Source organism: Cerasicoccus sp. TK19100 (assembly GCF_027257155.1).
Taxonomy (GTDB): domain Bacteria; phylum Verrucomicrobiota; class Verrucomicrobiia; order Opitutales; family Cerasicoccaceae; genus Cerasicoccus; species Cerasicoccus fimbriatus.
Genome location: NZ_JAPWDU010000001.1, coordinates 128,633 through 146,466, shown reverse-complemented (window position 1 = coordinate 146,466; position 17,834 = coordinate 128,633). Strand labels below are relative to the sequence as shown.

At 48.9% G+C, this 17,834-nt stretch carries 21 protein-coding genes; 6 read left to right on the top strand and 15 right to left on the bottom strand.

Annotation, left to right across the window (positions count from 1 at the left end; genetic code table 11):
- Positions 1–100: 100 nt before the first annotated feature.
- The 8 genes from O3S85_RS00630 to O3S85_RS00600 form a co-directional block, all read right to left on the bottom strand.
- Complete coding sequence (locus tag O3S85_RS00630) at positions 101–985, bottom strand: hypothetical protein (protein WP_269537062.1); 885 nt, start codon at positions 983–985, stop codon at positions 101–103.
- A gap of 38 nt (positions 986–1,023) precedes the next feature.
- Complete coding sequence (locus tag O3S85_RS21210; RefSeq protein ID WP_425499838.1) at positions 1,024–1,491, bottom strand: GNAT family N-acetyltransferase; 468 nt, start codon at positions 1,489–1,491, stop codon at positions 1,024–1,026.
- 9 nt (positions 1,492–1,500) lie between these two features.
- Positions 1,501–2,307, bottom strand: coding sequence for a hypothetical protein (locus O3S85_RS00625; protein WP_269537061.1), 807 nt, complete (start codon positions 2,305–2,307; stop codon positions 1,501–1,503).
- Positions 2,300–3,190, bottom strand: coding sequence for a HEAT repeat domain-containing protein (locus tag O3S85_RS00620; RefSeq protein WP_269537057.1), 891 nt, complete (start codon positions 3,188–3,190; stop codon positions 2,300–2,302). Before O3S85_RS00620 ends, O3S85_RS00625 begins: the two co-directional genes overlap by 8 nt.
- A 21-nt stretch (positions 3,191–3,211) precedes the next feature.
- Positions 3,212–6,961 (bottom strand): chitobiase/beta-hexosaminidase C-terminal domain-containing protein, encoded by a 3,750-nt coding sequence (locus O3S85_RS00615; protein WP_269537055.1) that lies wholly within the window; start codon positions 6,959–6,961, stop codon positions 3,212–3,214.
- Positions 6,958–7,770: a hypothetical protein gene (locus O3S85_RS00610; RefSeq protein WP_269537052.1), complete on the bottom strand. Its 813-nt coding sequence runs from the start codon at positions 7,768–7,770 to the stop codon at positions 6,958–6,960. The genes O3S85_RS00615 and O3S85_RS00610 overlap by 4 nt, the downstream gene beginning before the upstream one ends.
- A gap of 210 nt (positions 7,771–7,980) precedes the next feature.
- The gene (locus O3S85_RS00605; RefSeq protein WP_269537049.1) at positions 7,981–8,136 is read right to left on the bottom strand and encodes a hypothetical protein; all 156 of its coding nucleotides are present in this window, start codon (positions 8,134–8,136) and stop codon (positions 7,981–7,983) included.
- A gap of 22 nt (positions 8,137–8,158) precedes the next feature.
- Complete coding sequence (locus tag O3S85_RS00600; RefSeq protein ID WP_269537047.1) at positions 8,159–8,527, bottom strand: hypothetical protein; 369 nt, start codon at positions 8,525–8,527, stop codon at positions 8,159–8,161.
- 152 nt (positions 8,528–8,679) lie between these two features.
- Here O3S85_RS00600 and O3S85_RS00595 point away from each other — a divergent pair, with 152 nt between their 5' ends.
- From O3S85_RS00595 to O3S85_RS00575, 5 genes are read left to right on the top strand one after another with little or no spacing between them, the layout of a single operon-like run.
- Positions 8,680–9,243 (top strand): RNA polymerase sigma factor, encoded by a 564-nt coding sequence (locus O3S85_RS00595; RefSeq protein ID WP_269537045.1) that lies wholly within the window; start codon positions 8,680–8,682, stop codon positions 9,241–9,243.
- Positions 9,236–9,451 (top strand): hypothetical protein, encoded by a 216-nt coding sequence (locus O3S85_RS00590; RefSeq protein ID WP_269537042.1) that lies wholly within the window; start codon positions 9,236–9,238, stop codon positions 9,449–9,451. The genes O3S85_RS00595 and O3S85_RS00590 overlap by 8 nt, the downstream gene beginning before the upstream one ends.
- 54 nt (positions 9,452–9,505) lie before the next feature.
- Complete coding sequence (locus O3S85_RS00585; protein ID WP_269537039.1) at positions 9,506–10,234, top strand: hypothetical protein; 729 nt, start codon at positions 9,506–9,508, stop codon at positions 10,232–10,234.
- 10 nt (positions 10,235–10,244) lie between these two features.
- A complete protein-coding gene (locus tag O3S85_RS00580) occupies positions 10,245–10,460 on the top strand; it encodes a hypothetical protein (protein ID WP_269537036.1) in 216 nt (71 codons plus the stop codon).
- A 1-nt stretch (position 10,461) separates the two neighbouring features.
- Positions 10,462–10,659, top strand: a complete 198-nt coding sequence (locus O3S85_RS00575) for a hypothetical protein (protein WP_269537034.1) — start codon at positions 10,462–10,464, stop codon at positions 10,657–10,659.
- Between the two features lie 2 nt (positions 10,660–10,661).
- Here O3S85_RS00575 and O3S85_RS00570 read toward each other — a convergent pair whose 3' ends face one another.
- Positions 10,662–11,189 carry a helix-turn-helix domain-containing protein gene (locus tag O3S85_RS00570; protein WP_269537031.1) on the bottom strand — a complete coding sequence of 176 codons (528 nt, stop codon included), beginning with the start codon at positions 11,187–11,189 and terminating at the stop codon, positions 10,662–10,664.
- 331 nt (positions 11,190–11,520) lie between these two features.
- Here O3S85_RS00570 and O3S85_RS00565 point away from each other — a divergent pair, with 331 nt between their 5' ends.
- Positions 11,521–13,137 carry a DUF6538 domain-containing protein gene (locus O3S85_RS00565; protein WP_269537029.1) on the top strand — a complete coding sequence of 539 codons (1,617 nt, stop codon included), beginning with the start codon at positions 11,521–11,523 and terminating at the stop codon, positions 13,135–13,137.
- Here the strand turns inward: O3S85_RS00565 and O3S85_RS00560 are convergent.
- The 6 genes from O3S85_RS00560 to O3S85_RS00535 form a co-directional block, all read right to left on the bottom strand.
- Positions 13,125–14,132: an N-6 DNA methylase gene (locus tag O3S85_RS00560; protein ID WP_269537026.1), complete on the bottom strand. Its 1,008-nt coding sequence runs from the start codon at positions 14,130–14,132 to the stop codon at positions 13,125–13,127. The genes O3S85_RS00565 and O3S85_RS00560 overlap by 13 nt on opposite strands.
- Positions 14,129–14,500, bottom strand: a complete 372-nt coding sequence (locus O3S85_RS00555; protein WP_269537023.1) for a hypothetical protein — start codon at positions 14,498–14,500, stop codon at positions 14,129–14,131. The genes O3S85_RS00560 and O3S85_RS00555 overlap by 4 nt, the downstream gene beginning before the upstream one ends.
- A 274-nt stretch (positions 14,501–14,774) precedes the next feature.
- Entirely contained in the window at positions 14,775–15,092 is a 318-nt protein-coding gene (locus O3S85_RS00550) for a hypothetical protein (RefSeq protein ID WP_269537021.1), read from the bottom strand.
- Between the two features lie 30 nt (positions 15,093–15,122).
- The gene (locus O3S85_RS00545) at positions 15,123–15,371 is read right to left on the bottom strand and encodes a hypothetical protein (RefSeq protein WP_269537018.1); all 249 of its coding nucleotides are present in this window, start codon (positions 15,369–15,371) and stop codon (positions 15,123–15,125) included.
- A gap of 78 nt (positions 15,372–15,449) precedes the next feature.
- Positions 15,450–16,193: a hypothetical protein gene (locus O3S85_RS00540; RefSeq protein WP_269537016.1), complete on the bottom strand. Its 744-nt coding sequence runs from the start codon at positions 16,191–16,193 to the stop codon at positions 15,450–15,452.
- 15 nt (positions 16,194–16,208) lie between these two features.
- Complete coding sequence (locus O3S85_RS00535; RefSeq protein WP_269537014.1) at positions 16,209–17,708, bottom strand: type IV secretory system conjugative DNA transfer family protein; 1,500 nt, start codon at positions 17,706–17,708, stop codon at positions 16,209–16,211.
- Positions 17,709–17,834 lie beyond the last annotated feature (126 nt).

Below are 17,834 nucleotides of genomic sequence, written 5' to 3'. Positions count from 1 at the left end.
ATCATCGCGCGATTAACTTGGATGGAGGTCGCCACAGCATACGCAAGCCATTGTATTTCAATATCTTGTGGGCTATACACAAGAAAGACTATGCTTAACTTTAGTATTTGATCCCCTTTTGTGATTCTCTAATTTCAAGGGCAAAACGACCGCTAGATGTCTTTTTCATTCTCTGAATGAGGGCGGCTCTAGCAGTTAGCAACTGCTGGTATTTCTGAAAAGTTTCGGCCGCATCGTCATTTCCCATAATCCACCCTTTCTCAGCTTCGCTCAGTTCGATGTCGTCATAACCAACGAGCAAGGGATTATTGGGGTCAAAAGATTCCGGATAGGCCATTTGCGCCAGCTGCTGCTTGAGCTGAATTAACTCATCTTCCATCTGTCCAAGGAATTCCACCGCAATCCCATTGCTAAATCTGTCCGACAGATCCAATTTGTGCTGAAGCACCGGGCGACCATCGTAGGCAATCAGCCAGTTATCCAGGTCAGTGACAATGGTCTTAATCGCCCCGTTGGCTTTGTAGAACGGAACACGCGGCAGCTCGGGTAATGCCTGGAGCATCAACAGCAGCTCCTGCTGATCGGTGGAAGTGAGTGGAATGTCTACGGAAATGGTTTCAACGGCTTTCTCGGGATAGCGACTTGTCTCCTGGAAACCTTCAATACTTCCTGCCCCATTATCACGTCGGACCACCCGGTAGCGAACATAACTGTCTTTCCCTGTCCAGACCTTCAGATCGTAGGAAGACTTGAATTCAATTGCCGGCTGAAAACGGGTTTCGTCGAAACTGCCCATCCGCTCCACTTTGAATACTGGTCGAACCACAGCCCCCTGCTCCAGATTCCGGAAATATTCTGACAATATTTCATCACGCTTGGCCGGGTCCATCTGCCAGCTATTTGACGTGGAAAAGAGAAAATAGGACGCCAGATACAGCGCGCCTAATGCTGCCAAGAGCAAACCTCCTTTAGAGCGAGCGAGCATATAGTTTGATAGAACCTCAATACCGCATAATTCACCCTCTACCCATCACTGGGTGTCAAATAACGGACAATCTTAATATCGAGCGGGAACCAGCGATCATCATGGGGGTTATCGGGATTGGGAGGGATAACTTCAAATCCGCGCTTTTGATACCACTCAGGCAGCCTGGGATTGGCTGTAAGATCACCATTCACGATGAATCCATAGATGCAGGATACCCCTGCATTTCTGGCTTCCATGACAACCCTATCCAGGAGAGAGGAACCAATGCCTCTTTGACGGAAACTTCGGTAAGAAGGCTTGATCCATCCTCTTAATCGCGGGATTGGAAGCGCATCCGTTACCTTCAAGTCGCTAATTCTCAAACCCTCCGGGCAAAGCCCACAATCCACTGACCCCACTACCCTCTCCTGCCAAAGCGCCTCTACTCGGAGATCCTGTTCATCATGCCACTTTGCGATAATCTCAACATTTAGCCTAACAGGCTGATAAACCGGCGAAACCACTGAGATAAATTACTTAAGATTCCGCTTCAACCATAAACCTATAAGGCAGGTCAACCCAGCCAGCAGAGCAAAGCTGGAAGGCTCTGGAACCGCAGTCACCCCTACTGTAGAATCAAGGTCGATTACATTCCCACTACCCTCATCTAAGTAGCTCAGGTCATATTCAACGATGAGCGCGATCTCTAGCTCATCTATGTCAAGTAACTCAAAAAAATAGCCTCCAAGGAATGAGTGCCCTTCAAAGTAAGCCTGATTTGATGTAACTTGAAAGCCCTCGAACTGTTGAGTGATGAAACCAGAACCAAATTGCTCAAAAAGCAGCGCATCATGGGTCACATCCCAGATTTCAAACCCAATAAATGAATTATCGGGGGTGTCCCATCCATTGAAATAATTGAGAGAGAAGTCGCCACTGCTGGTTATGTCATACCTCTCTGCATAAGTTGATACAACACTCGTATCCCCTGAAACAGTTACATGGCGATAAAGGTCAAGGTTGCTTGAAAAACTCGATGGAGACTGGTCATTCAGATTATGGCTGACTGCCTGATTCACCATCAAAGAATTGAAGTCCGCTCCGGTTTGAGACCAGCCATAAAGTTCTTCAGTGATTTCGACAGGATTGCCACCTGGCGGCGACTCCGTGCTCGTATGGTTGAGGTCACTTTCAGCCCCTTCTGGAATCATGAAGTCAAAGCCATAAGTATAGCTGTATTCAACATTCAACGATGCCTGAATCGTTGGCACAGATGCCAGCGCAAGAAGTAAAATCGTGAGACTCTTCGTCATCGGATATCTTGGTGGAAATTCACGCATTACTGCTCCTGCTCTTCGATTTTCTCACAAGTATTACGACTACAACGCTAATAGCGATAACGGCCAGCAACCAAAACAGCAAATTTGAAGGGCTATCTTCATTTGCATTCTGAGCGGTGGTGCCATCGTCTGGCGTTTCCTCAATTGGGGAACTGGATTCATGGGAAATTTCATGGTCAGAGATGGCTGCTTCGCCCGTTCTGGAGGACTCAAAGGCGGGCTCTACGCGATCGGTAGCAGAATCAACAGCATTACCCGAAGGAGATACATTATTATCGCGCGCAATTTGTAAACTGTAGGCCATGTGTTTGCGCGCTTCACCAGAAGAATTCTTCAAGGCCTCCTCTATTTTTGGAATCACCCGACTAGAGCCATTATCAGCGAGTGAGCGCATCGTTGAAATTCTGACCTTTTCAATTGGAGAGCTTGTGTATTGCAACAAGTAGTCTTCTATCGCGGGATTCATACGCTCACTGAGCACCTTCACAGACATGAAGAACATATTCTCAGCCATTTGACTGTTTTCATTGCTCACTCCCTCTTGCTCAAGAATTGAATAGTTGTGGGTCGTGAGAGCCATGACATTCTTCAATGCTTTATCGTCCATTTGATTTCGCTGATCCAAAACCCGCATGCCAAGTAAAGCTACCCGTGGTGGTGAATCTGGACTGATTAGGGGTGCCAAGTCATCGCTTAAATCCCCCTGAATTTTCATCAATTGTGTATATCTTACAGCGTATTCTTGAGAGTAAAGAGAAGGCGATCCTCCTTGATTGGACATTTCGACCAGCTCATTGATGATCTCAACAGGGTCATTCTGCTGTCCAAAGGCGATGGAAGTCAGCAGACAAATAAATACGATATATCTGAAAAAAGCTTTCATGCGGAGTGAAATAGCTATCGGTTATTGATTGCCGAGAAATTCATCAATCATTGTTTGCTGCAATTCATATAGTCGCTTCGTTGCAGTAAACTGGTTCGCTATCGCGGTTCCATTCTTCATTAGATTATGGTCCGCGAACTCACCTTGCGCGTAATCATTTCCATAATGCGTGTGATTTGTAAGGATATGCCCAATTTCATGAGCGATCGTGAAAAAGGTTTTAGACCCATTAGATACAATGACATTGCCTGCATACCCCAATTGACGCACCTCTGTGCCACCGTATTCATCCGCTGGTATGTCTGCGGCAAAACGTAGGACACTAGCGAATCCTTTGGGATTTGTTCCCTCAAATAGGTCATTCAACTGATCGACAACGAACACATGGATATCAGTGTTGTCCTCAGGCGTTCCAAAGGCATCTACCAAGGCAAGAAACTCATTACTGAGTATGTTCTTTTTGTCCAGATTGGCACCGACGATAGCAATGCCCTCAAGAATGTCGATTCCATTGGATGCATCGACTCCAGGAGCGGTTGTTATATCGGCAGTTGTAACGTTGAAATTTACACTGATTCCAACTTGGGCATATCGTTCCTTGGCAACCTGTAAGTCCTCAAGCAGGTTGGTCATGTTCAGTTGGCTCGTAAGGCCAACGACATTCACAGTTATGCTATGCTTGGCATCTACATCCGCCTTTACTTCTGTCTCAGCCTCAAGGTCATCTACAATAACTTTGCTGATAATGACGTCACCTCCCAGCGCAATGAGATGAGTCCGGTCTCCCTTTGTCTCGTCCGTGGGCATACCAGTGGCGTAATACCCATCATCTATAATGTCAGAAACAAGCACCATTGATGGGCTGAGCCAAAATTCCTGATCTGGGCTCTGAACTAATTCAATTTCAGTGGGGTCATCATTGTATGCTTCAAATCCTTGTTGATTTTCTGTTTCAACAAACACTGATACGGAAGTGGCAGTTTTTAGTCCGGGAACGCGGACATAAAATCTATCAGGGTCGAGATTGGGATTAAGAACCCCCTGTTGGTTTAAAGAATCCTCAAGCTTGGCGACCTTAAGCTTATCGGTGACGACCAAATCTCCTATTCCAACTGCGCCAGACTCGGATTTAACAATCTCAACAACCGGCAAATACGCCTTCACGCTCTTGCCTACCGCGTAGTTTGTTTCACTCTCATTATGTTCCCCAAGCAGCTTGAATGTTGGCTGCTGGCCTGCTCCAATCCCTTGTTCTGTCTGATTGTCAGCAATGAGCAGCACCGCATTCTTTTCGGTGCTGGGTATTTGAATGTCCGCTGTGTAGTCAAAGTCTTCCGGAGAAATGTTTGATTCGACGTGTTCAACCGTCACTGTATAAATCTCTCCAGTCCTGAACATCCAGAACGCTTTATTGGCGGCAACTTCACCAAAGGTGGGGGCCTGATAGTTGAGAATGGTCTTTCCATCAGAGTCCCTAACGATTTTCAGTGACCATCTCTCTGAATGGCTACCGCTATGATCGCCGATAGTTAACCGCAGTTCAACGACCTCATTCGGATTGTAATCTTCTGAATTGGGGTTGTCATTGCTGTCTGAAGCACTTGTTCCAAAACGATATTCCTGAGCGTCTGTGAATCCGTCCCCGTCGGAGTCTTCCAAATCTGGCCGTGCACCGATAAGAAATTCTGTGTAGTTGTCCAATCCGTCCCCGTCGATGTCAGCATAAGGATCGTCATAGATATTGGGATCGAACCCCTCCAACTCAAGCTCTACTGAGTCACTAATGAGATCGCCATCACTGTCCCAACTATTGGGGTCGGTATTGGTTACAAATCTTTCGGTCGCGTAATTCAACCCATCTTCATCATCGTCAGAATTCCCGACAGCCTCTGACAGGAAATTCAGGCTTTGAGCGCCAAAATTAGCCCCGTTTGCAAACACCCACCCTTCTCCTTGATACTGAGGGGGCGATGAATCAATATCAGGTTGATTATAGGTGTAAATATTCGCGTATCCAATACTACCCCAAAAATATTTAGCGCCAAACCATACATCAGCGGCTGGTTCAGTCGCATCGGGATTGAAGCTGATTGAAGATGTCAGATATCCCGCCCCAAGTGATACCGTTGGCCCATCCAGCGTATCAATATTGCCATCTGCCACAACATAGTAGCTAAGCGTAAATGAATTTTTCCTGCCAAAAACAAGGTTGTTAGTGTAATGGCCCGGTTTTGTGGATTCCATATCTTCAGGATTAGTGATCCATCCATCTCCAGCATAAACTCGTCTGGAGGCTATAAAGCTGCTGGAGTCATGTGAATAATAGGGTATTTGAGTGCTAACTCCAGCACTGAGAAAACCGTAGTAGACTGGCTCTGAAGGCGATTCCAGATCACGGGTAAATTCATTAAATCCATCCGTCCACCCTTTCCCTAGCCTGAGACGGGTGTTGCTCGCAAAATCATTCGGATTTGTTGAATAAAACTGGTCTGATCCTCCTGCAAAATTCTTGGTTCCAAAGTAAATAGTCGTGGAAGCTGCACTGGTGTCGATTTCATATTCAATCGGAACCGCTAAAGAACCTGGAGGGCTTGCAGGAACTACCGCTTTAATCCAGCCATATCCGACAGAAATATATTCATCCGGTGAAAAGTTAGTAAGGTCAGTCGTGTATCCGTGGAGAACGAATCCTTGGAGCTGGGGGGGCATGCCCGAACTTTTGCGAACATAATAGCATGCGCTCGAAGCGCTAGCTGTATCAGCTAGAAAATCATCTCCTACATCCAAGCTGCCATAGTTTCCGTGCTGAACGACCCATCCCATTCCAAGGTTCATGACTGTCCCGGAATGAAATCCGCTGTTTGAGTGGGAATAAAATGGGCCAGTAATGGTGAGTCCTCCGAGCGTTATGGTCTTGATTCCATAGTAAACAGTCTGAGGCGGCGTTCCCTGTTCACGCACTCTGTATATATTGATGTTAGTGGGGTCACTGGATTCCTGACGGGAGTCAAAGACCTTGGCAACAACACGGTTTATACCGGTAGGCAGAACTGGTTTCTCTTCCGGGTTGTAAGCAGTAGATGTTTGAGTTGGCTCAGAACCATCCAGCGTGTAGCGAATCACACCAATACTATTGGGGTTCGTAATCTCAAGTTCAAACGGGTCCACTTGATCCTCTCCTGTAATGGGGAATGTCGGCGCAAGCAGTTTTGCTTTTACTGTGGGATCGGTAGAATTAGTGAATTCATCAATATCAAGTATGGTATCTCCATCGAAGTCCGCATCGGGTGGCAAGCTATCCAATGTTCCATAACGTATGATTTCCCAATCGTCAGGAAATACGTCGGAATCGTCATTTTTGCTCATACTCAGGGGATCAGTTCCGCCGATCAACTCCTCATATGAGTCTACATAGTCACCATCGAAATCGTAAGCATAAGCGTTTCCAACAAACTGCACAGGCCGGAGTCGCCAAAATATCCTGCCATTGGTTATGCCGGGTCCAGGATTTGGATCAGCCTCAAGGGTAAAGTTAAATTCATCAATGACAGCCCCTTCACCTGTGTAGATCGTTTGGTCATAAAACCAGTCATCGAGCGTAGAACTTCCTTGAAGAAAGAATATATACCCGCTCTTGCCCCACCATGAGAGGGTATGCGCCCCCAAGACATTTGTGGTGCGTATGCCGTAGTCCTCGTCGTTAGCTGTCTGGGCAATGGATACGCCAGTGGCAGCTATTGTAAGAGCTAGAATCGTCAGAAACCGTTTCATTCTTCGTTCCAGTAGTTGATTTGCACGTTTTGGGAGGGGGGATTGGCGGCCTGATAGCGCTTACGAGCCTCGGAGATCGCCTCCTGTCGTTGCAGGGCATTCACCAGACTCTCGTGGCTGGCATCCATGTAGGCCAACAGCGCCTCAATGCCGTCAAAGGCAGCGGCGTTCAGTGGAGTATTCGGGCTCTCGCTTTCCACGAAATATTCCGTCACTCCTTCTTGCGACTCGGGCAAGGCGGGGATTTGCGGCATGGGATAATCTACGCCCTCCTGTCGGGCCGCCTCTTGGCGCTCCTTTAACGCCTCGATGTCTTCATTTTGCAGGAACATAGACAACTGATAGTGCTGATCGCCCACGGTAAAATCCCGAATGGTGCGGCATGGGTTCAGGTCGGCGGGCACCCAAGCCACATAGGGTTGACCTTCATGATGCCAGACGAGCCGCGATACGCTGCGGTCATACACCCAAACACTCAAGGAAACGGTTTTGATGGTCGCCATTTCTTCCTGTAAAGCTTGACGCTCGGCGGGGCTCATTTCCGGTGATTGCGGACGCTCTGTGAAACTGGACGCATTGGGCGGGGCTACACGGTTCATCGTCACGGTGCGATCCGGCAGCACAATAGAGCGGCGCTCCAATACCCGAAACACAGGTGCGTTCGCCTCCTGCTTTGCCTTGCGGGCGGCCATATCGGTAGCGACGATGGCGTCGGCCTGCTGATTGGTCAGAGGTTCGGCATTTGGCGCGGTGGGCTGTGCCTGCAACAAGGCAGGCAAGAGTAGCGTGGCAAGCATACAGGATTTCATAGGCTAAAGGCTTCAAGTTGATCTATCACCAAAGCGAGAACAGTTCTGTTAAAATCTGTTCCCTACGAATATCTATTAATAGAAAAACCCCTCTTATTAGAGGGGTTTGCCTGAAAATATTCGGAGATAATAACTGCGGTATTCTACCACATTCAACACATAGCCCGGACTCTGCATGAATCCGGGCTTTGTGGAATCGGAACTTACTGGCTAACCTGTAGTCCGTGCGGGTTTGATCGTCACGGGCGTTAGAACCAGCCCTTTCTTAGTCTCGGCGAGTTGGAAATATCGCACCTGATTCCGGCGGCATTCCAGCGTTTCCGGCAATATGATCGCACCTTTGGCGTTCAGTTCAACAATGGTCATGGGTATACCTCATGTATACGAATTAGCGGCTTCGTCCTTTGTCCTTCTGCCGGGCTAACACATCTGGAGCGTCCTTGACTGGCTCCTCGGGTGACTTGCCTTTCTCGGAATCGTTATATGATTCCATCTCCCGATTATTTTCCATGTATTCGTGAGTGCGTTGAGCCACCGAGGATAGATGCAGCAAATCGCGGGAACCGTAGGTATTGGTGTTTTTCCACTCCCCGTCCTGCCCCCGATAGCTGCGAGAAACTGTGGCGGAAAGCATCTGCCCTTTTTCAGTGGAGTTTAGGAAAACCCGGGCGGAAACCGGACCCGATGCAATTCGATCCAGGCGCAGGCCTTTACTTCCTTTGTTTTCTTCAAGAAGATTACGTTTTTCGTCTGACATATTTAACTTTGTTTAATGATTATGATTGAAGGTTCGTAGGAGGATACGGAAGACATGCTGCGTCTATCCGGCACCTATGTCATTTTGTTGAAATTCATCAGACTCACGGATTATTCATTGCTATTGTGGCACCCATGCCCATGATGCTCGCCATGAAACGCAACCTGCTGGCGGAAAGATCGGCAGCCATTACCACCGATCAGGAAGCATTACTGCGTGCGGCGATGGAGAAGCTGGGCGGGTATATTCTGTGGTATCTGGAGGATTGCTGCGGGGATTACCAAGAAGCGGAAAACCTTTTTCAGCAGCTATGGGTCAGCGTTTATAAAACCTTTCCCCCGGAAAAATACGATCACCTGCCGATGGTGCGTCACCGAGCCTACCAACTATACGTGGATCATGTCCGCGCCCGTAACACCCGATCGTTCGTGGGTTATACGGATGAGTTGCCGGAACCAGACCCAGTGTCGTTCTTTCCAGAACCCGCCAATCAGCGGGAAGAAGATGCCTTAAAGCAGCGATTTTGGGAGTTATTCCCCGGACTGGAATTGGAGGAACGCCACAAGCAAGCCTTTTGGTTGTTTCACCGCTACGGCTACACGGTGGCGGAGGTGGCGGAAAAGCTCGCCTCCGCCCCTTCAACCGTTCATGACTGGATCAAGCAGGTTCGTGAACACTGCGGCGAGTATTTAGCAATGGAGGATAATCATGAGTGAGCCGAATGACAGAAAGACGTTCACCAAGAGGGACGCAGCGGCCTTGGCTCGTTTACAGGGGAAGCCACCGCCTGCTCATTTGATTGATAAAGTCATGTCAGGCATCGCCAAGGAAACCCCGGTAAAACGCGTCAGAAAGCCGGAATTACCTCGTCGTAGTCCCCAAAACACAAAAACCATTTCAAAAGGACGCGAAAAAAATCGCTAGGCCCGGATATGGAGATGGTCGGCTACGTATACTTATCTGAACCCACTTCATACAATGGACTACATTCCCAAACGCAACCTGCTCTCCGAGCATACCGAGCGAGACCTCGCTTTTCTGATGGCGGATCGTGATCCTGCCAAGTATCAAGAAAACCTGTATAAGCTACGAGCGGTTACCAACTCACCGCAAAAAGAACCATTGACCCGCAAACAGATGGATACGCTGGCCCGGGGCATGGCCGGTGGCAAAACAGCATCTCGGGAAGGCATTGCCGATAAAAAGGCGGAAATACACACTATACTTGGCAAACAAAACAACGCTCCCAAAAAAGATTTATTGAAAGAGCAGAGCTTAAAAAAGGAGGCTCCGGGCAAAGCGGCAGAAGATAAACATAAATCTGCCTATCAGCCAACAGGCCCCGCCATGCCGGATGTGATTAAATTGCCCAGTGGCAAGACTTTCGTTCGCACCCCCGAAGCGGTAAAACAGGTTCAGGCTGCAAAAGAGGCCAAGGTTAAAGAAGCTCAGGCCAAACATGCGAGTAAGATGGATGCGCCAAAGCCAACAAAACCCGAACTGCCCCAAGTCATAAAATTAGGCGATAGAACCTTTGTGCGTCCGGCAACACCTGCCAAACAGGCAGGTAGCTCCACTAAGCAAACGGATAAACCGAGCACCCCAAAGCGTAATTTACTGGAGGGGCGTGAAAACCAGTCCAAGCTGCCCACCCCCACCCAGCACAAAACACCTACGCGTCAAAAGGAACGCGGGCGCAGTCGCTAGTAAAGTTATCATGTCAAAGGATACGGACAGCGCCTATCAGCGCGATATTAACCGATTGGCGTATTTCTATTCGCGTGGGCCTTGCTTCACCGATGAAGCAATAGCCAAAGCCTGCGAGGTGATGAGTCGGCCACTCCCCGCCAACGGCAAGCGAAACTTGCTGACTGGACGCCAACTGCGCTCCACCACCCCCACGCCTAAGCGCGGACGGGAACCCATGAGATAAAGTGAAGAAAAACCTATTACAAAGTTTTCAGCAGAAGCTGGATGCCATGAGGCAGCTAATGCCGGAACCTCCGGCGGCCATTCAGGAATTGGAGCAATCAATCAAACACCCTGTTGCCACCTTGAAACGTCAACTAGCCAAGCAATTTGAGTTGGAGCAAGAAGACTCCCCTGACCACGGGAAGACAATGGGGCGCTGAGATCAGTTGTCGATGGGATTAACGCCCGGATAGGAAATCGGTGACTGGCCTTTCTTGACTAAGACTCTATTGGCTTGGCGGACGATTTCCCGGGCATCCACAATACGATGGTCCAGCCGGAAATGGCGCTTGTTCAAATCGGTCTCCACCCGTTCTCCCAACACCAGAATGGCATGTTTGAGAGGTGGGCTTAAACCGTCTCCTTCGCGTGGTTGTTGCATCATCCGTCGCAATCTGCGATCTGCTTCATCAAAACAGTAAGAGTTTCGGCGCTCCCAAGGATAAGGCTTACGATTGTCCTGCTCTGGGCTGGCTTTGACGGGCAAAGAGGTCACAGATTTTTTCGGAGGAGGAAAATCTCCGGCAGTGACGTTACCCCGAGTCACACGGGCAATACGACTGATAATATGTGGCTCGGGCACCCTGTCTTCTGTGATGTAGCGGTGGATACTCATGCGGGTGACTCCGATCAATTTTGCAAACTCGCTGGGTCTCATTCGTGTTTTTATCAGATACTCTGCAAGTTTCATGCGGAGGTTGTAAAAGTATAGCATCATACAATCAATGATCTGTATCCAGATGCATCGATAAAGAGCCAATAAGTTACCCACAGGGGCAGTAATTAGCCCTTTTTCTGCTACACAGCCTTGCTACACTGGAGCCGTATCAAGAGCGCGATTTAGCCGCTAAGTGATTGATTTCTATGGTATGTACAATCTGTGGTTGCAACCAGCCCCCGCAACCAATTCTCGGAAAAACACCAATAGAATCAATCCCTTGTCGCTCCCAAACAGAGGGTCACGTCTCCTTGCTACACACAAAGGTTAATTTTGCTACACAAGGAGAATACGCGTGCGGTCGATGCCCCACCTTCAAAAACGCCCATCTGGATACTACTATAGACAACGCATTCCTTTGGCGCTAAAACCTGCTTTCCGTGGACAGCAAGAATTTAGTATTTCGCTAAAAACTCGAAAAGCTACCGTGGCTAAGCGTCGGGCACTTCCACTGATGGCGGATGTCCATGAGCTATTTAATCAGCTTAAGGAGGCTATGGACACATTCGGCCATAAACATGCCCAAGCAATAGCGGAAAATTGGCGACGGCGCGCCTTAAATAGAGATTTTGAACGCAGAGTCATTAACGGAATAAAACCACCCTCAAAAGACTTGGAACTCCAAATTCAAAAGCGCTCCAATCAAATTCAAAGTGTCTCCTATAAAGATGACGCCCAATGGGCAAATCGTCAGATGAATGAGTTTGGTCTTGATATACCAACGGATACTCGGGACTGGAGGCTCATGGCTTACTACCTCTGGCAGGCAGACATTCAGCGGCTGGAGGAAATGCTAAATCGCAATACAGATATTCAAGCTCACCAAATGGTCTATTTGCCGGAAAAGGGAATACAGTCATCCAAGCCTGAGCCAGGCAAGCGCCTTTCAGCAGTTCTTGAAGAATGGGAGCGTGAAAAACCAAGACCAGAACGCACCCGAAAACAGTGGCGTAATGAGGTCAAAAGATTCTCAGAGTATCTGAATGGTGATCCCATGATCCATGAGATCACGACAAAACAGATTCGAGGATTCAGGGATACTCTCAGAAAGATGCCGAGCAAGTTGGGTAACAAGCACCCGGAATTAACTTTTACTGAAATCATTCAACATTACGACGATCAGGAGGTTCCACGTTTAAAACCAAAGAGTATCAACAACGCCCTGACTGCAATAAGCTCTTTATTAAGCTGGTGTGTCGAAGAGGAAATTATCGCCAAAAATCCTGCTTTAGGCATTAAGGAAGAATTGCCTGAAATTGACCCCGATGAACGCCAACCTTTCGATCATACTGACCTTAAGCACATATTTGAGTATTCACCTGTGTATTTGCTGAACAAGCGCTATGACCTTGGAGGTAAAGAAGCATGTTATTGGATTCCCTTATTAGCCCTATACACAGGCGCAAGGATGGATGAGCTGGGAAACTTGTATCCAAAGGATGTAATACAAGAAGGCAATGTTACCTACATAAGTATTTACGCTGATAAAAATAAGCGGGTTAAAAATAGATACAGCATCCGAAAGGTTCCCTTGCACCGCGATGTCATACAGCTAGGGTTCATTGATTATGTTGCCAAAATGAAATTAGCTGGTGAGCAATGGCTATTCCCTGATTTAAAACCTTATCAAGGGCGGCGGACTCACTATTTCTCTAGGTGGGTGAATACCTATCTGAGAACACACTGCGGCGTTGAAGACACTCGAAAGGTATTCCACAGTTTCCGCCATACTTTTAAAGACCTCTGCCGGAATACGATGATTCCTGATGATATAAATGATGCTCTGACTGGACACTCCCGTAAAACTACCGGAGGAAAATATGGTAATGGGCACGCATTGAAGGTGCTTGATGAGGCTGTGCAGAGAATTGAGTTTCCAGTAACGATTTCACCTTGGAAAAAGTTATCTTATCGGCTCTGATCGTCGAGGTGCTTGAACAACAAACCCTGCATGACTTCAGGCTCGCCCTTCTTTCGTCGCTTCTTGATCGGTTCAAAGGCGTATTGCTGGGCGTCATCGTGCACGGTGTCATTCAGGTAGGCTCCAACTGCGGGATTACCTTCTGCTTGCTCGGTCATGGCATCCGAAAGAGCGGCGCTATTGGTGGAGTCATCGTCAAAGAGCGGTCTTACGAGCCAAGGGGCGAAACAATACCCGTTCACCAATGCCGCCTTAATCACGGTGGGGTCTATATCTTGGCCGTAGAGGCGATACGTGTAGTTGCTGGCATGAAGGGGCATCCGGCCCGTTCCCAAACATGGGTCGCAGAAAGATTTCAATCGGGAATCCTCATCGACCCCAAAGGTGAGTCTGGTCATCATCTCGACAACATGATGAGGGGTGGGATAGAATCCCGAGCGTCTGCCGTGAGCGTTATCAGCCAGTAAGTCCCCGAAAATATCCTGCGGCCATGCGAGCATGGCTTCCAAACAGAAGGTTTGATACAAGCGGGAGAAGGCACCTGCCACAGGTTCCTTGGGTGGTTCGGCTTGTCCCTGATGGCCAAAGGCGTAGAGGAGCCAATCAAGGTAGTAGTTGAAATTCTCCCAGCCAGACCACCCCCGCCAGTCACCCGCTCCCGTGATACTATTCAAGGCGTTCTCGTGCATCTTGCGGGCAAGGGAAGTATTGCCCTGCTCAAACACAATCTGCGGGATAGTTTCGTCAATAAGATCACCAGCCAATTTGACTTTTGTCCAGTGGTCCCAGCGGCCCCAGCATCGACTCTCGCAATCAATGAGGATGGGGAGCAACCAACCGTGGGGTTTGGGAGGTATTTTCAAGCTGGCCTTGGGTTTTCTCGGCCAATCTTTTGCCTGTGTGATGGCTTGTTGTAGATGCTGACGAAAAACCGCCCGACGGTGTTGTGTCTGGGCGGCTTCGGTAGAAATTGAATGACTGTTCTTATCTGTCACATAGCCCTCTTGGATTCTGATTGAGCTTCACGGTTTGAGTAGAAGGCTTTTGCCTCCTCAACCAGTTGGTCCATGTGCTCTAAGGCTATCTGATGGGCTTCCCGAACTGCCTTTTCTGTGACGCGGCTACATGACATTGGCGCAATCCCACGTTTATAGAAGTCTCCAAAAATAACGAACGTTTCAGATGTGAAACCCGTGGAGCATTTAGAGCGTATGCATACGCTGGCAGTAGCATCCACGCCGCCTCGGGCCTTGGACGTCGTGAGTTTCAGAATGCGCGTCCCTTTTGGCGTTTCGCCAAGGACTGCCTCACTTCTGGCGGTCCATCCATCATATCCTTTTTCAGTTGTTGTTTCGTATTTCATTGAAAATGTCTCCTTCTCTAAGGTTGGCGTGTCCGCCCAGCATGGGCGTGACATGCCAACTTGTTGGCCCCTCTGCCACGGGCTGTAAGGCCAGAGTCACAGGGGTGAGCGCAGCGAACGCACAGCGACGCCGTAGGCGGCCCCTTGACGCTGGCCGAGCCTGTGGCCTTTACCGGGAGCGCGAGGGCCGGGGATAAGGCCCTCGCTCCTGCATTCTCCGCCTGGCTCATCCGTGCCGCCCGTGGCGCGGTGCCTGCCGCCTGCCTGCCCATGTCTAATAATCCTCCGGCAATAAAACCGTGGTGACGGAACGATCAGCTTCGGTGATAATCCAGAAATTCGTGCCGCCCCGATCGCGGTATACAGACATGAGCCTAAAGCCATGCTTCAGGGCTTGTTGATTAACGTTACGATCATGACTACACACCTCGCCCCAATCGCCGTGTTGGTGGCGGGTGATGCTCGCGTAAACATCAATCAGATTCAACGCTTGGTGGGCAGCGATGGTGATTACCGTTTGGCCCAGCGGAAACTTCGCGGTCATATGACCTCCTTTCGATAAAAAAAGCGGAGTCTGTTCTGACTCCGCCAAGGTTGGATAATGAGGTAGGTATGATTGGTTCTAACCTCGCTGCTTAGGCGCAAAGGCTACTAACTGGCCGTCGAACTGACGGACGGGCAGCGCATCGAGCTTGATACTGAATCCGGTGCCATTCTGATGCTTCCAAGCAGCTCCCAACTGAATGAGTCGGGTTTTATCCCCTCCCATGCTTTCACTCTGATATACAAAGAAATCTGGTTGCTTGCTGCTAGATTGATTATCACTGGGCGCAGCGGATTCTGGTGCAGGTTTTCTTGATTTTTGGGGCATAGAGTCTCCTGTGAGGTTGGTTCATATTTCCAACCTCTATACGGCAACCATCTGGATACAGAAAGACCCGGCAACGCTTCAGGGTTTCCACTGTGCCATCGCTTTTCCGGCTGGGGGTGCGATTACCTGCCCCCGATCTCCATGCGCGCCCTGTTGCAGCGATCCGTTTTGCAGGCTTTGCTCCGCCGTAATCGCCGCATCTTTGCCATCCAGAGTAATCTCCTTTTGTATCTGTGCGGCCAAACTTTGATAGAGAATCATAGCTATCCAGACCAAGCCAAAATAAAACACAAATGCCAGAATGAGTTTAACGAGAAACGGAGCCTTTAGCATAGAGCTTGGCTCGCTCCAATTACCTCCTAAAAGCATGCCTAAGATGCTTGTCACCACGACCAGAAACAGGGGTTCCAAAAGCATTTTGGCGCTATCAAACTGAAAATGGCGCTGCGCCAGCCAATGCTCTAAAGCAGCAAGCCTAAGCCGCGATTCTCCATCGGAATAACTGTGCCAGTATTCACCCCGTCGATCCCGGCGAAAACAGACACTGGTATGCCAGCTCATACCTAAAAATAAAAAGATGGGAATGGCCCAAATGTAGCCTTTCAAGGCAGGTGGCGTCACAAACCCCAACAAAAATACCGCAAGCACATTGAACGCCAAAACGTTGCTATTAAAGTAGCGTTCACCCACCTTCCGGCGAAGCAAAACCTCTGCTGGAGCAATGAGGGCGCGTAGAACGGCCACCATAACGTAAAACGATACTTCTTTCTGCTTCTTGGCTGTATTGGTTTGAGAGGCGATTCCGTAAAGTGACTGATTCATAAAATGATTTTAAGATTAGGGTTCAACCTTTTGAGGGAAGCAGGTGCGAAGCGCATTACTGCCCGTTGACTGGAATAGCTTGCCACGTTGGTGAATGATAGCTTCCACCTGAAAATTTTGGAGTGGCCCGCCCGTTAGGAGACCGGAGAATGTCCGGGGCGGCACCGAATACTCCATGACTTGTGAGGTGCTTGATCCACCCGAAAAATTTCCTTGGCCGTAGCTCATATTGCTGCTGGTCAGAGTGAGCCATTCTTTGGCAAATAATTCAGCTGCCCAGGCGTTGGTGGTGGCACAGGTATTGTTGTGAAAAATCTTGGTGGCGAGGTTGCCGAGCAAGGAATCTACCAGATGCTTCACCCGCTCATCCCCGCCCAAAACGTAGTAGTAGTTGGGCAAATTCTGCGTGAGATACACGTTGCACGATCTCGCACTACGCGCCGTGGTCTGAAAGCTCACATCGTGTTCGGTCACGAAAAACTGCGCCTCGTCAATCCATTGAAAAACGGGGCGGGAATTGGACTCAATGGACCGTCTTTCGATGGCCCGTTGCCAGCAGTATTTGAACATGATTTGAGCATAGACGCCCAGCTCGTTGAAGTTCTTCTGGGGTAAATCCAGAATGATAATTTTACCCTCCAGGGTGTCTTCGGGCTTGAACGTCGTGTCGGTGCAAAAGAGTTGATACAAGACGCCGCGCAAAAAGCTATCCGCCATCCCTGTAAAGATACTCACCACGCTGGATCTTGTGTTTTCCGCCATTCCCGGATACTCATTGATCCAGTAGTTCAAACTGAGCCGGAAATCGTTTTCCTGAAGCGGTGAAAACTCCCCTTTCTCCGAGAGCGCTATTCCCTGCAATAGGCAGTCGTAGCAGAATGAATTTTTCTGCCATTCCTCGCTGGCGGCCTCCTCTCTAGACTTAGGGGCGCTGACGACTAATTGGTAAATAGTGGGCAGATTCACCAGCCCTCCAAGAACGGAAATCAGATCAATCGCGTTGCGTAATAACTTGCGTTGTTCATTGCGCCAAAAGGCTTCCTCACCCTTACCACTACTGGAGCGTTGACCCACCTCCGTCAGCGTAGAAAACAGCTCCACCAGATTCTCAGTGAGACCACCACCACGCCCCTCACGGTCGCCTTCATATTCCATGAAGTTGAAGTGAAATCCGTTCTCTGGATTCACTACAATAAGATCATCCGAGCGTCCGGTTTTTGCAGCATATCTGACCCATTGCTCCGTCTCGTCGGGCTTGGCAGTTAAGACAATGCCGCCAAAGCCAGATCTTAGAAATCGGTAAGCAATATTTTGGCCGGAACCGGACGTTTTGCCGGACCCAATGCCACCAAATATTTGAATACCTTCGCAGGCGTCTCGAATCGTAAACGGATCAATTTCCGTGAAATAAAGCAGCGGTTCATCCAGTGGATCAGGCGCTGCTTGAAGGAACTGCGTGGTGTTCCTTGTGGGAGTGCTGAACAGATCCCGGGCATAGTTCAGGTATTTGAGCATGGCGTCTCATTTTATGATTTTCCCATAGAATTTAACATAAACCGGATACTGTCAACGCTGGTTACGTATCTTTCACATGACAACCGTCAGCACTGCTGAGGGGAGATGTCTGAGACTAACTTTTGT